Annotated in this window: 11 protein-coding genes; 7 read left to right on the plus strand and 4 right to left on the minus strand. The window is 62.2% G+C overall.

Annotated elements, in window-relative coordinates; genetic code table 11:
• The first annotated feature begins 7 nt into the window (after positions 1-7).
• The gene (locus tag AC1MLZ_RS18470) at positions 8-1,033 is read left to right on the plus strand and encodes an ATP-dependent DNA ligase (RefSeq protein WP_480959769.1); all 1,026 of its coding nucleotides are present in this window, start codon (positions 8-10) and stop codon (positions 1,031-1,033) included.
• Positions 1,034-1,049: 16 nt separating this feature from the next.
• On the opposite strand, the gene AC1MLZ_RS18475 is transcribed toward AC1MLZ_RS18470, so the two are convergent.
• Together AC1MLZ_RS18475 and glf are read right to left on the minus strand one after the other, a co-directional pair.
• The gene (locus AC1MLZ_RS18475; RefSeq protein WP_480959770.1) at positions 1,050-1,760 is read right to left on the minus strand and encodes a DUF72 domain-containing protein; all 711 of its coding nucleotides are present in this window, start codon (positions 1,758-1,760) and stop codon (positions 1,050-1,052) included.
• Between the two features lie 272 nt (positions 1,761-2,032).
• A complete protein-coding gene (glf, locus tag AC1MLZ_RS18480) occupies positions 2,033-4,423 on the minus strand; it encodes a UDP-galactopyranose mutase (protein ID WP_480959771.1) in 2,391 nt (796 codons plus the stop codon).
• Positions 4,424-4,574: 151 nt separating this feature from the next.
• Here glf and AC1MLZ_RS18485 point away from each other — a divergent pair, with 151 nt between their 5' ends.
• The 6 genes from AC1MLZ_RS18485 (at position 4,575) to AC1MLZ_RS18510 (ending at position 12,879) form a co-directional block, all read left to right on the plus strand.
• On the plus strand, positions 4,575-6,749 hold the full coding sequence (locus AC1MLZ_RS18485) for a family 1 glycosylhydrolase (RefSeq protein WP_480959772.1): 2,175 nt from the start codon (positions 4,575-4,577) through the stop codon (positions 6,747-6,749).
• A gap of 681 nt (positions 6,750-7,430) precedes the next feature.
• On the plus strand, positions 7,431-8,324 hold the full coding sequence (locus AC1MLZ_RS18490) for a cytochrome ubiquinol oxidase subunit II family protein (RefSeq protein WP_480959773.1): 894 nt from the start codon (positions 7,431-7,433) through the stop codon (positions 8,322-8,324).
• Positions 8,321-10,420 (plus strand): cbb3-type cytochrome c oxidase subunit I, encoded by a 2,100-nt coding sequence (locus tag AC1MLZ_RS18495; RefSeq protein WP_480959774.1) that lies wholly within the window; start codon positions 8,321-8,323, stop codon positions 10,418-10,420. The genes AC1MLZ_RS18490 and AC1MLZ_RS18495 overlap by 4 nt, the downstream gene beginning before the upstream one ends.
• Positions 10,417-11,043 (plus strand): cytochrome c oxidase subunit 3, encoded by a 627-nt coding sequence (locus tag AC1MLZ_RS18500; protein ID WP_480959775.1) that lies wholly within the window; start codon positions 10,417-10,419, stop codon positions 11,041-11,043. The genes AC1MLZ_RS18495 and AC1MLZ_RS18500 overlap by 4 nt, the downstream gene beginning before the upstream one ends.
• Positions 11,040-11,345: a cytochrome o ubiquinol oxidase subunit IV gene (locus tag AC1MLZ_RS18505; protein WP_480959776.1), complete on the plus strand. Its 306-nt coding sequence runs from the start codon at positions 11,040-11,042 to the stop codon at positions 11,343-11,345. The genes AC1MLZ_RS18500 and AC1MLZ_RS18505 overlap by 4 nt, the downstream gene beginning before the upstream one ends.
• Positions 11,346-11,553: 208 nt before the next feature.
• Positions 11,554-12,879 carry a chloride channel protein gene (locus tag AC1MLZ_RS18510; RefSeq protein WP_480959777.1) on the plus strand — a complete coding sequence of 442 codons (1,326 nt, stop codon included), beginning with the start codon at positions 11,554-11,556 and terminating at the stop codon, positions 12,877-12,879.
• A gap of 236 nt (positions 12,880-13,115) precedes the next feature.
• On the opposite strand, the gene AC1MLZ_RS18515 is transcribed toward AC1MLZ_RS18510, so the two are convergent.
• Together AC1MLZ_RS18515 and AC1MLZ_RS18520 are read right to left on the minus strand one after the other, a co-directional pair.
• Entirely contained in the window at positions 13,116-14,471 is a 1,356-nt protein-coding gene (locus AC1MLZ_RS18515) for a serine hydrolase domain-containing protein (RefSeq protein ID WP_480959778.1), read from the minus strand.
• A 168-nt stretch (positions 14,472-14,639) separates the two neighbouring features.
• A complete protein-coding gene (locus AC1MLZ_RS18520) occupies positions 14,640-15,467 on the minus strand; it encodes an SDR family NAD(P)-dependent oxidoreductase (protein WP_480959779.1) in 828 nt (275 codons plus the stop codon).

Genomic DNA, 15,467 nt, shown 5'->3' on the forward strand with positions numbered 1-15,467 from the left:
GAGCAGCATGGCGACAACCGATCTTCTGCCGATGGAGGCGAAGCTGGTCTCGGATCTACCGGACGACGGGGCCTGGCAATTCGAACCCAAATGGGATGGCTTCCGGGCCCTCGTCTTCCGCCAAGGTGATGACGTCGAGATCATGTCCAAGTCCGGGAAGTCGCTGAGCCGCTACTTTCCGGAGGTGGTGCACGTCATGCGACAGGTCGATTGCCGAGAGTTCACGCTCGATGGTGAGCTCATATTACCGATCGGCGACGTGCTCTCGTTCGATGCGCTGCAGGCCCGGCTGCACCCGGCAGCCAGCCGCATCGAGCGGCTCTCGCGCGAGACGCCGGCCCAGATCATGCTCTTCGATTGCCTGATGGCCGATGGTCGGGATCTGCTTGCCGAGCCGCTTGGCGAGCGTCGGTCGTTGCTGGAAGCCTTTCACCGGGATCATGGTGGACCGTCCATGCTGCTGTCGGATCGCACTCTCGACATCGCGGTCGCGCGATCATGGCTTGCCCGCGGTGGTGGCGCACTGGACGGGGTGGTGGCGAAGCGCCTGGACGAGCGTTACCGACCCGGAGAGCGCGCCATGCTGAAGGTGAAGCAGCATCGATCTGCCGACTGCGTCGTCGGGGGCTTTCGCCGCGTCAAGGAAGGCGAGGGCGTCGCATCGCTGCTGCTTGGGCTCTACGATGACGACGGTCGGTTAAACCATGTCGGCTTTACCTCAGGCCTAGCCGCTGCCGAGCGCTTGGAGATGCTTCGCCGCCTGGAGCCGCTGATCGAGGCGCCGGGCTTCACCGGCAAGGCCCCCGGCGGACCGAGCCGATGGAACAGCGGCAAGGAAAACGAGTGGGAGCCGCTCAGGAGCGAACTTGTCGTCGAAGTACTCTACGACCAGGTCACGGGTAACCGCTTCCGGCATGGCACGAGGCTGCTGAGATGGCGGCCTGACAAGGCGCCGAACACGTGTCTCATGGATCAGATGATGCATGCGGTGCGCCCGGCGGAGCTTGCGACGATCATAGCGCCACGGACATAGGCGCTTTCAGCCTCATCTATCCGTTCGCCCGCTGCGCCTGCGCAATCATTGCCTTCAGCGTCAGCGCATCCTGAATGGCGTGGCCGTCTATGTCGTTGTTGAAATAGATCCAGACGTCGCGCCTCTGGTGGGTCTGATCGACCAGCCAGTCCGCCCAGTCGAGCAACCTCGCGTCTGCATAACGCCCCCAGTATTTCCCTTCGCCGCCGTGCAGGCGAACATAGGCCGTCCTGGCGACCGCAAGTCTTGGGCTTTCCAGGCCGGGCATGTCGTGGGCGCAGAAGCCCGCGCCGTGCCGATCGAGCAACGCGAATACAGCGTCGCTATACCAGCTGGGATCGCGGAACTCGAAGACGTTGGTGACGTCCTTGGGAACGAGTTCCAGGAAGCGTTCGAACCGATCGAGGTTCACGCGAAACCGTGGCGGGAGTTGGTAGAGGATCGGGCCCAGCGCGGGCTGGAGGTGCCGGAACGGCGTCATCATCCGTCCGAGCGGTTCCTCGCAATCCTTCAACTTCTTTGCCTGGGTGATGAAGCGATTGGCCTTCACCGCGTAGCGGAAACCCTCCGGGGCCTGGTCGCGCCACGCACCGAACGTCTCCGCCTTTGGCAGGCGATAGAAGCTGTTGTTGATCTCCACCGTGTCGAAATGCTCGGCATAGAAGGCGAACCAGTGCTTTACCGCCAGCTTTTCCGGATAGAACCGGCCGCGCCAGTGTGGATACACCCAGCCGGAGCACCCGATGCGTATATTTGGCGACGCGGCGGTGTCCACATCCGTACCTATTGTTGGGCAGGATCGGTCGCGTTGTCACCTCGGGCGCCGCCAGCGTCGACATGGCACGGTTGCCGCGCGGCGTGACTGGCAATAATACCTGATGCGTCGCTTGTATAAGACATTAATTCAAGCTTCCAAAAACGGACGATACGTATTCAGCCTCAAATATCGACATCTATCACAAGCATGGTCTGGTCTGTTAAAATGTCTTCCATGTGTGTTTATGCCGCGTTTCTGCTGGCGTTCGCGGACCTCTCTACGATCGACGCATTTGATTTATCCCAAGCGCTGGTCAGACGTCGATAGGTCGCAAGCGCTTGGCCTACTACCTGATCCATATTGTAATAACGGTAGGTCGCCAATCGCCCGACGAAGCTAACGCCGGCCTCGTTTATGGCAAGTGCCTCGTAGCGCTTGTAAAGGACCTGATTTTCATCACGGGGAATCGGATAGTAAGGATCACCATCATCACTCGGATATTCGTAGGTGATGCTCGTCTTGTCCGAAGTCTGCCCGGTAAGGTGTTTGTACTCCGTTATCCGTGTGTATGGAACGGACTCGTTCGGGTAATTGACAACACCTACTGGCTGCAGTGACTCTTGGCTTAGCGTCTCATGCTGAAACCGGAGCGATCGATAGGGCAGTTTGCCGTAACGATAGCCGAAATATTCATCGATTGGCCCCGTAAAGACGAGATGATCGTGAGGATATGCCTCACGAACCTGACTATATTCTACGCCTAGCAGCACATCGATATTGGGGTGGTCCAGCATGCGCTCGAACATCTGGGTATAGCCATTGAGTGGCATCGCCTGGAATGTGTCCGTAAAATAGCGATCATCCACGTTTGTCCGCGTCGGCACCCGTGCTGTGACGGACTTGTCGAGTTCGGACGGATCCATGCCCCATTGTTTGCGGGTGTAGCCCTGGAAGAACGTCTCGTAGAGCTCGCGTCCGACTTTGGACACGACCACGTCGGCCGACGTACGGATCGGATCGATAGGTTCGGCACGATCGGCGAGAAACGCTTCCACGTCCTCGTCGGTCTTCAGATCGAGATCGTAGAGCGCGTTCAACGTCGTTCGGTTGATCGGCATCGGCACGAGTTTGCCATCGACGTCGGCGAGCACGCGGTGCTCATACGCACGCCATTCTGTGAAGCGCGACAGATAGTCGAAGACATCGCGAGAGTTCGTGTGGAAGATATGCGGCCCATATTGGTGCATCAATATGCCCGCCTCATCCAGGCGATCGAAGGCGTTGCCGGCGATATGCGGGCGCCGGTCGACTACGAGCACACGCTTGCCGCCATCTCGGGCGAGGCGTTCAGCCATGACGGCGCCAGCGAACCCAGCGCCGACTACCAAGACGTCGTAACGATCGGCTTTAGGGGGCCAGGCCGTCGGTGACACGACAGGCTGAACCTTGCTGTGGGTCACCACTTCCGATGCGATCAAGGCTGACATGTCTTGTACCGTCTTTGTCCAGGAGGTTTGCGCAAGAATTGCGTCTGCTTCGTCGCGCCAGGCAGTATCCGAATTACGACGTCGCTGAAGCGCGGCCTCGCATGCAGCGACAAACGCCTCGGGCGTCGACGCAATTTCGACGGCGGCAAGGTCGCCGTAATGCCGCACCACGTCGACCACCGGCGTAGACACGACGGTGCAGCCCGCAGCGAGATATTCGGGCGTTTTAGTGGGGCTGATGAACCGCGTTGCCTCATTGATCGCGAATGGCATCAACGCAACATCCCAACCCGCCATATAGCTGGGCAACTCAGCGTAGGGCTTGCTGCCGAGGTAATGAATATTAGCCCGCCGAGGCAAGTCCGCCTCGTCAATCTTCACGACGGGACCGATCATGACCAGGGACCAGTCTGGATGCGCATCCGCCGTCGCGGCCACGAGGCCCAGATCCATCCGCTCGTCTATGACGCCACAGAAACCAAGCCGGGGGGACGAAATCCCCGCCTGATCATCTGCCTGATCATCCGGTTTTGGAAGTATGCCACGAGCTCCGGCAAAATGTGCCGCGTCGATGCTGGAGGGGAAGGCGTGAACGTTGGAATGCCGGTCGCGCTTGGCCTCGTAAAGGCTGCTCCCGCCGGTAAACACAACATCCGCAGCTGCGAGCAGCTTCTCTTCCAGATTGAGCAGCTCGGGAGGCGCATGGCGGAACGCAGATAATTCATCCATGCAATCATAAACCGTGCAGTCTGCAACAAGATGGTCCGAGAACGGAAGCATCATCGGCGTATAATACCATCGTACCAACGTCCCGCGTAGGTCGGTGATGACCCCATCAAGCAATGTTGCGAGGATCGCCGTCTCCTTATCCCGGTCCTGCGTGTCGATCTGGGGCGTGAGTATCGTTACGCCGGTGCGCGGACAGCTACGGCTCTCAAGGGTTGATTGACCTACGCCGTCACGGTAAATCGGTTCTTCCCAGAATAATACGTGATGGTCCTGAGCAAAGCCCGCCATCAAATGCTGAGGGCGTTGATAAACGAAGTCCCAACGCAGATGGCTGAAGCAAAGTATATTCAGCGTGCCATTATACGCAGAAAATTCGGGAGGTGTCGGGCTGCCAACAGGCACGAGCGTCGCTTTCACATTATCTCCTGAGCTAGCAGCAATCGACGAGATAACTAAATAGACCGGCTGTTAGTTTCTAAACCTAGATCAAATATAATGCAGATTAATATGATTGTCAGGAACGGGGATACACTCTGGCCGTTATCAGTTCTCCCAACTGGAACGTCCTATGAAGCCGCTGGAATTATGGGGTGGCATCGAGTGTACGGTGAACCGTACACGTACCGGCTACTCCGATCAGATAATACTAAGCGGCCATCACGATCGGGAAACCGATCTTGACCTGTTTGCAGGTCTGGGACTCACGGCAATTCGGTATCCGGTGCTATGGGAAAGGACTGTGCCGGAGCGCGGTGGGGAACCCGACTGGCGCTGGGCTGACGTACGTCTCCAAGGACTGCGTGATCGCAATATACGTCCGGTAGTAGGATTGACGCATCACGGCAGCGGCCCGGCGTATACCAGTCTGCTCGATGACGATTTCGCGCCGGGGCTTGCACGTTATGCCGCCAAAGTGGCTCAGCGGTATGACTGGATCAGGGATTGGACACCCGTCAATGAACCGCTGACCACGGCGCGGTTTTCGGCCCTCTACGGTCACTGGTATCCGCACCATCGAGATGAAGCCTCTTTCTGGCGAGCCCTGATCAATCAGGTCGACGGCGTGCGGCTTGCAATGAAGGCGATCCGCAGGGTTATTCCCAGCGCGCGCCTCATTCAAACCGACGATCTCGGACGGACCTATTCCACGCTCAAGCTCGCAGAGCAGGCGATGCACGACAACCTTCGTCGCTGGGCCGGGTGGGACCTGCTTTTTGGTAAAGTAACGCGACACCATCCGCTCTGGTCGCGAATTGCGCGGACAGGGCTGGGTGAACGCCTCAAGCAGATCGCTGACGATCCGTGCCCGCCAGACGTCGTCGGCGTGAATCACTATCTGACCAGCGACCGCTTCCTCGATCACCGCATCCAGCGATATCCAAGAACTACGCATGGCGGCAACGGCGAACTTTCCTATGCCGATACGGAAGCGATACGCGTTCTGGAGCCTGCGCCGGCGGGGCTTGGCGGCGCCCTACTCGAAGCTTGGCAGCGGTACCGCGTCCCGCTCGCTCTGACCGAAGTGCATAACGGCTGTACCCGGGAGGAGCAATTGCGATGGGCAGCCGATGCCTGGGATACCGCGACCGCTCTTCGATCTCAAGGCGTCGAGATCGAGGCGGTTACCGCCTGGTCACTACTCGGCAGTCACGGTTGGAACACCTTGCTGACCAAGCCAGGTGCCTATGAGGCAGGCGTATTTGACGTAGCCAGCGGTGCGCCGCGCCCAACGGCACTAGCCGGCTTGTGGAAGGGGTTGCCGCTAGGTGCTGCACGCCATCCGGTCGCAGCAGCAAGCGGATGGTGGAAGCGATCGGACCGAATACTTCATCGTCCGATCACGAGGCCCGCCAAGATTCTCCGAACCGATTTGCAGGCTGGCGTTCAACCGTTGCTGATCTGTGGAGCCACCGGCACGCTTGGCCAAGCCTTTGCGCGCGTCTGTGCGATGCGCGGCATCGCTTGTGTGGTGACGAGCCGAAGGGAGCTTGATCTCGAACGCGTCAAAAGCGTCACCGAGACGCTTGATACGGTCCGGCCATGGGCGGTCGTGAACGCTGCTGGCTGGGTGCGCGTGGATGACGCCGAGGGGCAGGAAGACGCGTGCCACCGTGCCAATGCTCAGGGGGCAATAACGCTCGCCCAGGCCTGTGCGGCCCGACGCATCGGCAATCTTGGCTTCTCGAGCGATCTGGTCTTCGACGGCGCGCTGGGCCGTGCGTACCGCGAGAGCGACGAGCCGAACCCGCTTAGCGTTTATGGGCGCAGCAAAGCGGAGATGGAGCAGGCGTGCCAAGCCATACCAGGTGTCCTCATCGTCCGAACTGCTGCGTTCTTTTCGAACTGGGATAGTCATAACTTTGCTTGGGATGTGACACGCGCCCTACACAAGCGCCAACCGTTCGCTGCTGCGAGCGACCACATAGTTTCACCTACGTTCGTTCCCGATCTCGTTCAGGCTTCGCTGGATCTACTTATCGATGGGGCCGAGGGCATTTGGCACCTGGCCAACGCTGGCGCAGTAAGCTGGGCGGACTTTGCAAAGCAGATCGCAGGCGCTTGTGGTTTAGATGAAGGTTTGATCGAACCGGTGCCCGGTTCATCGCTGAATTGGCGCGCCCGTCGTCCGCCTATGGCGGCATTAACGACCGAGCGTGGCGGTTCGTTACGGCCACTGGAAGAGGCAATTAAGGAATTTGCCGAAGAGGCAAATGTCGTCGGATCTCTCAGGCGCTCGGCATGAGTGATCCGATCGATCGAGAGGTCGATAAATATCATCAACTATAGGAGGTTTGAATGGCGATCAAAGGTGCAGGAGGTAATCCAGGTGCGGTGACCACCAAAGGTGGAGACGGTGCCGGCGGTAGTACTGGAACGGGCCGCGGCGGGGGGAATAACGCCCGGGGTACGTCGTCCACCTCGAAAAAGAAAACCAAAGGAGAGGGTGGCGAAAAAGATGCGGACCCGGGTTAGGGATGCGTAACTATAATCTCTGAAGACAGTAAGGTGCCCGACCCGGCGTAACGCTTGCACGGAAATAAGCGCGCGCCCCACATGTCCGCAGCGCGGATATTTTCCGTATCCTATGCGCTGATGCCGTCACGATGTTCTAATTTATTGGAGTGAAAAACACGGCTTCCGGCCGGGGCGCAGGCCCACGCCGATAGCGTACCGGGGTGCGGGCGGGCGGCAATATGTCGTGATCATCGCGGGCGGGCACGGTGCGCTCGGGACGCGGTATGGGGACTACATGCTGGCCTATGCCTTGCGGCGTACGTGACCAACGAGAGCGAGCAAGTCGCGGAGTCTTTTCATGTAGCTAGGGGAAGCCATCTACCGCTATTCACGGCGTGGATGGTCTGCGAGTTAAGGACGTCAGCGCATCCGCCGCTAAGGATGGCGGGCGGTGCGACAAGGGGGCTAGGTGATCGTTCGGTTCAAGCGGAGAGTATCGCGTCTGGTGCCGCTCTCGATCCTGATGAGTCTTGGAGGCTGCACGGCGCTGTCGCACGGGTTCCTGAATCCGCAGGGGCCAGTTGCGGGACATGAGCGCGACCTGTTCGTCACCGTCTCCATTGTGCTGCTGTTCGTCGTGGGGCCGGTGTTGCTGCTGACGCCGCTGTTCGCGTGGCATTACCGGTTGTCCAACCGGGGCGACGCATACCGCCCGAAGTGGAATTTCTCGTGGTGGGTCGAGGCGCTGATCTGGATCCCGCCCGCTGGGATCGTCGTCGGGCTGGCCGTGCTGTTGTGGCACTGGACGCAGATAGACGATCCGTATCGGCGGTTGCCGGGCGCGGCGCCGGTCGAAGTACAGGCGATCGCGCTCGATTGGAAATGGGTGTTCGTCTATCCCGACCTCGGCGTTGCGGCGGTCGATCGGCTGACCATTCCCGCCGGGCGTCCGGTGCATATCCGGCTGACCAGCGGCACCGTGATGCAGTCGATGCTGATCCCGCAACTCGCCGGCCAGATCTATGCGATGGGCGGCATGACGACCGAATTGAACATCCAGGCGCATCGATCAGGCCGGTTCCGCGGCGAGAACACGCAGTATAACGGCGCCGGCTTCCAGCATCAGAAGTTCGACGTCGTTGCCGTGTCGCCAGCGGACTATGATCGCTGGGCTGCCGCTGCACGTCGCGGCAAGCGCACCCTCGATGCGCAGACGTGGCAACGGCTGTCCGCCCGGTCGATCATCACGCAGCCCGTCGAGTTCGCGCATGTGATGCCGAACCTGTTCGACCACGTGCTGGCCGCGACCGGCGGCATGACCCATTCTCCCGCGCCCCATTCTCCGCCGAAAGCCCTTCGATGACCGTTTCCGTTCCCCTCTGGCCCGCGGTGTTCGGCCGGTTCGGGTGGCAGGACCTGCCGTTCGTGCGCGCGTGGGAGAACCCGACGATCAGCGAATTCATCGGCGCGTTCGCGGGCGCGCTGGTGGTCGTCGGCGCGGTCGTCGTCGCGGCGCTGCTGACGCGCTACGGCAAGTGGCGGTATCTGTGGACCGAGTGGCTCACCAGCCTCGATCACAAGAAGATCGGCATCATGTATATCGTCGTCGCGTTCGTGATGCTGTCGCGTGCGCTGGTCGAGGCGGTGCTGATGCGGATGCAGCAGGCGGTGGCGATCGAAAATCCCGGCTTCCTGTCGCCCGATCATTTCGGCCAGCTCTTCTCGACGCATGGCTCGATCATGATCTTCTTCATGGCGATGCCGTTCCTGACGGGGATGATCAACTACGTCCTGCCGCTCCAGATCGGCGCGCGCGACATGGCGTTCCCATGGGCCAATGCGATCGCGTTGTGGCTGACGATCGGCGCCGCGGGCCTGATGATGGCGAGCCTCGTCGTCGGCGAATTCTCGACCGGCGGATGGAGCGGCTACCCGCCCTATACGGAGCGCGCGTTCAGCCCCGGCGTCGGCGTCGATTACTGGATCTGGGCGGTGACGCTCGGCTCGATCGGATCGACGATGGCGGGGATCAACATCGCCTGTACCGTCTACAAGCTGCGCGCACCGGGGATGCGCTTCATGCGGATGCAGATGTTTTCGTGGACCAGCCTGTGCACGTCGATCCTGATGATCTTCGCAATGCCGCCGCTGACCGTCGCCACGCTGCTGCTCGCGCTCGATCGCTATATGGGGTTCCATTTCTTTACCAACGACCTCGGCGGCAACATGATGAACTATGCCAACATGTTCTGGCTGTTCGGTCATCCCGAGGTCTACATCCTGATCCTGCCCGCATTCGGCGTGTATTCGGAGGTCGTGTCGACCTTCTCGACCAAGGATCTGTACGGCTACACTTCGCTGGTGATCGCGACGATGGCGATCGCGGTGCTGAGCTTCACCGTGTGGGTCCATCATTTCTTCACGATGGGGCAGTCGGCGAACGTCAACGCGGTGTTCGGCATCGCGACGATGACGATCGGCGTGCCGACCGGCGTGAAGATCTACGACTGGATCTGGACGATGTTTCGCGGCGAGGTGCGCTTCACCGTGCCGATGCTGTATTCGATCGCCTTCATGATGACGTTCGTGCTGGGCGGCCTCACCGGCATCATCCTGGCAATGCCGCCGCTTGATTACCTCGTCCACAACACGCTGTTCCTGGTCGCGCATTTCCACAACATGCTGATCCCTGGCCTCCTCTACGGGATGCTGGCGGGCTATCATTACTGGTTCCCCAAGGCGTTCGGCTTCCGCCTCGACGAGTGTTGGGGGCGGATCGCCTTCACCTGCTGGGTGGTAGGCTTCTACCTCGCCTTCTTCCCGCTGTACGTGCTCGGCGCGAGCGGGATGGCGCGGCGGACGCAGGCGATCTTCGAGCCTTCGTTCCGCCCCTGGCTGTACGTCGCCTGTGTCGGCGCGTTCATCCTGCTGGCCGCCCTCGTATCGCTCGGTATCCAGCTATGGGTCAGCATCCGCGACCGCGCCTCGACGCGGGTGGAGGCAGGCGACCCATGGGATGGCCGCGGGCTCGAATGGTCGGTCAGCGCCCCGCCGCCCGAATACAACTTCGCGGTCCTGCCGCTGATCGACGGGCGAAATCCGTTCTACGATCACAAGCATGACGAGGGGCAACCCGATCCCTACGCCTCGCCGCAGAAATACGAAAATATTACGATGCCGAGGGGCAGCGCAACCAGCGTCGTGATCGGGCTTGCCGCCGCGGTCGCCGCGTTCGGCCTGATCTGGCAGATCTGGGGGCTGACGATCGTCGCGCTTCAGGTGATCGTCGCAGCGGTCGTGTTGCGGAGCTTCGGTCGCGACCAGCATCGCACCATCCCCGCGGCCGAGGTCGCGCGCGAGCATGAGGCCTGGCTTGCCCGCGTCCGCTCGACGCCCGCGATTCCACGCCAGCTCGAAACCGCCGCCGTCAACCGCGGCCTTGCGGAGATCGTGGCGTGAGCGAGCCCGAACTGGCACACGCCGGCCTTAACCTCGGCGACACCGGCGAACTGACGCAGGACCAGGCGGAGAACGCGATCTTCGGTTTCTGGATATTCCTGATGAGTGACGCGGTCATCTTCGCGCTGCTGTTCGCCACCTATGGCACGATGATCGCGAGCACCGTCGGCGGCCCGACGCCTGCCTCCGAGTTCAAGCTGATGCCGGCGTTCGTCGAAACGCTGTTGCTGCTGACGAGCAGCGCCACCTTCGGCCGAGCGACGCTGGCGATGAAGTACGACGAACCACGCTGCGTGCTGTTCGGCTGGCTCGCCGCAACGCTGGGCCTCGGCCTTGTCTTCCTCGCGCTTGAGGCTGACGACTTCGCGACGATGTTCGCGCATGGTGCCTATCCGATGCGCAGCGGCTTCCTGTCGTCGTTCTTCGCGCTGGTCGGGCTGCACGGACTCCATGTCGCGGTCGCGTGCTTCTGGCTGGTCGTGATGGTCGCACAGATCTGCGCCTATGGCCTCGATGCCCGCGTGAGGATCAACCTGTTGCGGCTGGGCCTGTTCTGGCACCTGCTCGACATCGTCTGGATTGCGATCTTCTCGGTCGTCTATCTGCAAGGGAACATCGGATGAGCGACCGGACCCGCGAACTCAGAACCTATGCGATCGGTTATGTCCTGTCGCTCGCGCTGACGGCGGCGGCCTTTGCGATGGTCCGCTGGCCGTCCCTCGGCGCGCGCGCGATCTTCGGCACCGTGCTGGCGCTGGGCCTCGTGCAGATGGCGGTGCAGTTCCGCTGCTTCCTCCACATCAGCCTGAAGCGCTCGTCGCGCCACGACCTGCAACTGATATTATTCTCTACGCTGATCATCGCGCTGATGGTGTCGGGAACACTGGTGATCCTGTTCAACCTGCGCGGGCGGATGATGGGGTGACAAGCGCCTGAAGTCCAACCACTGCTAACTTAGCGGTCGCCAGTAAGGCTGAACCAATACGAAACTCCAACCTGAATGAATCTTTCAGGATCGTGTGCCGTCCTGTGTGCGCCCGTGCCAACAGGGCAATGTCCGCCCTTGGGTCCAAGCGTTGAACGCGCGTGGCGCCGGGGGTGGCCTAATTGGCTCCGGGACCTAAAATAGCGTGATGGCTGGTCTGTTCAATCGCCTTTTACCGTCCAAACGCTGGAGGCCGTCGCGGTATAGGGCGTTGCTGCGCGCGCGTGGCCCGCGATCGACGCAGTTTCGGACGCGCGGTGCGATCCTCACGGGTGCGATTCTGATCGGGATCGTCGCGACGCTGTTTGCCAAAGCGGCCGATTGGGGGGCCGAGGTTTTCAGCCATTTTGCCACGACCTGGCCCTGGATGCCGCTGATCACGACTCCGCTGACGTTCATGGGGCTGGTCTGGATGACCCGTCGCTATGCACCGCTCGCGCGGGGATCCGGTATTCCTCAGGTGATCGCGGCGCAGGCCCATCCGAACGACGCCACCGGCACGCTGATCTCGATCCGGACGGTCGCGGCCAAGGCGGTGCTGACGATCGGCGCGGTGCTGGGTGGCGCATCGGTCGGTCGGGAAGGGCCAACCGTTCAACTGGCCGCCGCCGTCATGGGGTTCACGCACCGCGTCGTCAGGGTGCCGTTGCGCGGCGGTGTCCTCATCGCCGGCGGTGCGGCGGGCGTGGCGGCCGCGTTCAACACGCCGCTCGCCGGTTTGCTGTTCGCGATCGAGGAACTGGCTTCGGCCTATGAGCAGCGGGTGACGCTGCTGGTCCTTGCCGCGATCGTCATTGCCGGGATGGTCGCCCAGTCGGTGCAGGGTGATTATATCTACTTCGGCGCGATCGGCGCGCATATGCCGCTGCTGTCCGCGTTGCTCGTCGCACCGGTCGCCGGGATCGCCGGTGGTATGACCGGCGGGCTCTTCTCGCGGATCCTGCTGGCGATGGCGATCAGCCGTAATCGACTGACAAGGTGGACGCGCGCGCATCCCGTGATGTTTGCCGGTATCTGCGGGGGTGTCGTCGCGATGCTCGGCGTCGTGACCGGGCTGACGTGGGGAACCGGCTATGCCCCGGCGCGCGCGATGATCGTCGGCGTGGATGCCCCGCTCTGGTTCGGGCCGGCCAAGATGATCGCCACCGCCGCGACGGCGATCGCCGGCCTGCCGGGTGGAATCTTCGCGCCGTCGCTCGCCGTGGGCGCTGGCGTCGGCAATCTGCTGCGGGAGATATTCCCTGGCGAGTCCGCCAGCGCGGTCGTCATTCTCGGCATGGTCGCCTATTTCGCCGGTGTGGTCCGTGCACCGCTCACCGCGGTCATCATCCTGTCGGAGACGACTGCGAGCCGGGGTCTGATGCTCCCGATGTTCGCAACCGCGTTCATCGCGGATGCCGCGAGCCAGTGGATGTGCCGCGAGAAGCTATACCATGGTCTATCGAAGACCTTCGCGATGACGGAGAGGACCTGATCCACCGGAACGCTGCAAGATTCGTTACGCTTCCTCGGGCGTGGATGGCCAAGGCGACCGAAGGTGTCGACCATGACGGCGTCCTGCGACAGATCGCTGAGGACGCGGGATGGTCGGGCGCTACGCCTTCCTGATCGTCATCGCGGCCTCGGCCGCGTTGCCCTGCCCAAAGCGCTAGCTTCCACCGCTTACAATTGTCCTTCGGTTCGCCGCGTATGTCGTATAAAGTAAGAAGCCTATGGCAACGCGGCGGCAATTTCCGCAGCGAAGCGCGCGATGTCGAACCGGGCGGCGCCGGGATCCTCGCCGCGCCTGACCACCACCAGACGCCGGGACGGGATCACCATCACATACTGGCCTCGGTTGCCTTGCGCGGCGAAGCTGCCCTCTGGCAAACCCTGTTTGGGGCCGAGCAGCCACATCGTCGCGCCATAGCCCGGTCCGCTCGTCGGCTGCGGTCCGCTTGGCGTCGTCATGGTGCGCATCCAGCCTGTCGGTAACAGGCGCTTGCCCTGCCAGACGCCGTCCTGCGACCAGAACAACCCCAGCCTCGCCAAGTCGCGGGCGGTCGACCATACCTGACTGGAGAGGATGTAATTGCCGTGCCAGTCCGTCTCGGCGACGGTGTGCGACATGCCGAGCGGGCCGAACAGGCTGCCCGGCAATGCGCGGTACCGGGCCTCGCCGATCGCGTTTCGGGTGGCATAGACCGCAAGCAGGATATCGGTGTTGGCGTAGCGAAAGCGTGTGCCGGGCAGGGCTTCCAAGGGCCATGACACCGCCTGTTCGTCCACGGTGGTGCCGCCGAAATAAATGGCATCGGTGCGATTACCGGCGGTGTCGCTGTGCAGGCCGGATGCCATGCGCAGAAGATTGTCGAGCGTGATGGCCTGACGGGGGTCGCCGATATTCCATTGCGATACGGCAGCGGGGGCCTTCAACGCGCCTGCATTGGCGAGGCCGATAAGCGTGCCGGCGATCGACTTGCCGACCGACCAGGTTCGATTGGACACGAACGGCCCGAAACCGCGGCCATATTGCTCGGCAAGAACTTGGCCGTCTTTCAGGACGATCACGCCGACGGTCTTGGTGTCGACGCCATACGTGGTCCCGAATGCCTTGCCGACGGCGCTGGTCAGCGTGGCCGACGGGCGCGGTGCGATGCCGGAGTCACCCTGCGGCCAGCGACGAGGATCCGCTGGGGCGATCGACGGTGTCGCTGTCGACTTGCGGCTGGCCGGTGCCGTGCTGCCGATCGGCAGCGTCACGCAACCACGTCCGCTCGTCCACATCGCGCGTCGCGGCGGTAGCTTGGGACCGAAGGCTACGGAAACGGACTGGAGGGTGCGATCGACCTTCGCCGTCAGCGTCGGCACGATCTTCTGATATTCGGGGTAGATGCCGGCCAGCTCATCGGCATCGATCTGCTCAACCGTGCGTCCCGCATTGAAGATGCCGGAGCAGTAAAGCGCCGCCTTGTAACCCGCCGCTACCGCGCGTTGATAGGTCCCGGCCGATGGTTGGGCGACAATCTGGGCACTGACGGGCGCTGACGCGAGGAGGACGAGGCCGGCCGCTTTGAGTATCTGCATGACCCCATCTTTCCATTGCGCAACCGGATCGGCAATTCGTTTCTCTGATCAGCAGCAATCGGAGTGTCCCGGGCAGGCGTATGATCGACCGCGGATCGAGTTTGAACCTCATTCGGCGGGTACCGGCACGGCAGGAGTGGTGTGCCGTACAGGTCTCCCGGCGGGCGATCAGTTTTGCATGAACCGCGCAAAGGCGTCGCGCCAATCGGCATGCCAGCGTGACAGGGCCGGGCGGTTTTCGATCAGGTCTCCCGCCGCCCACGCTATACGCTTGGCATCCTGCTCGGCCGTAGTCTCGTTGTCCGGGCACAAGATGTAGAAGTCGCCTGCTGCCACTCGGTCCATCATCAGGGCCACGACCTGTTCAGGTGTCCATGCACCGGACGGTTTCTCCGCGGGTCGACCGGCGGTCATCCCGGTCCAGGTGAAGCCGGGCACAAGCAGGTGGGCGCTGACCCGACTGCCGGTCCGTTCGCGCAAGCTGTGGGCGAGGCCCTCGGTCAGCGATTTCACCCCGGCCTTGCTGACGTTGTAGGCGGTGTTGCCGGGCGGCTGGGTGATGCCCTGTTTGGAGCCGGTGTTGATGATGAGGGCAGGGGCCTCGCCTTCGACCATCGTCGGGACGAAGGCCTGGACGCCGTGGATCACGCCCATCAGGTTGACGCCGAGTACCTCGTCCCACGTCGCGGGGTCGGCGAACACGTCACCGCCCCTGCCGATGCCGGCGTTGTTCATCAGCACCGAGACAGGACCGTGGCGGTCGACCACCTCCTTTGCCAGCGCAACCATTGCGGCACGACCCGCGACATCGGCGGATAGCGCAACCGCGCCGTCTATCGAGGCGGCGGCTTGCTCAAGCGCCTCGCCGGGGCGGTCGACGAGAACGACCCGCATTCCTGCCTCGGCAAAGGCGCGGGCAGCGGCCAGTCCAATGCCGCCCGCGGCGCCGGTGACGACGGCAAGCTTACCTTGCGCAATCGCCGCGAAAGACGGCAC

The organism is Sphingomonas sp. PEI4 (genome assembly GCF_056679955.1).

Excerpts from the sequence above, each read along its gene's own strand:
- AC1MLZ_RS18515 (WP_480959778.1), bottom strand. The coding sequence starts at position 14,471 with ATGCAGATACTCAAAGCGGCCGGCCTCGTCCTCCTCGCGTCAGCGCCC.
- AC1MLZ_RS18485 (WP_480959772.1), top strand. The coding sequence starts at position 4,575 with ATGAAGCCGCTGGAATTATGGGGTGGCATCGAGTGTACGGTGAACCGT.
- AC1MLZ_RS18505 (WP_480959776.1), top strand. The coding sequence starts at position 11,040 with ATGAGCGACCGGACCCGCGAACTCAGAACCTATGCGATCGGTTATGTC.
- AC1MLZ_RS18510 (WP_480959777.1), top strand. The coding sequence starts at position 11,554 with ATGGCTGGTCTGTTCAATCGCCTTTTACCGTCCAAACGCTGGAGGCCG.
- AC1MLZ_RS18470 (WP_480959769.1), top strand. The coding sequence starts at position 8 with ATGGCGACAACCGATCTTCTGCCGATGGAGGCGAAGCTGGTCTCGGAT.
- AC1MLZ_RS18495 (WP_480959774.1), top strand. The coding sequence starts at position 8,321 with ATGACCGTTTCCGTTCCCCTCTGGCCCGCGGTGTTCGGCCGGTTCGGG.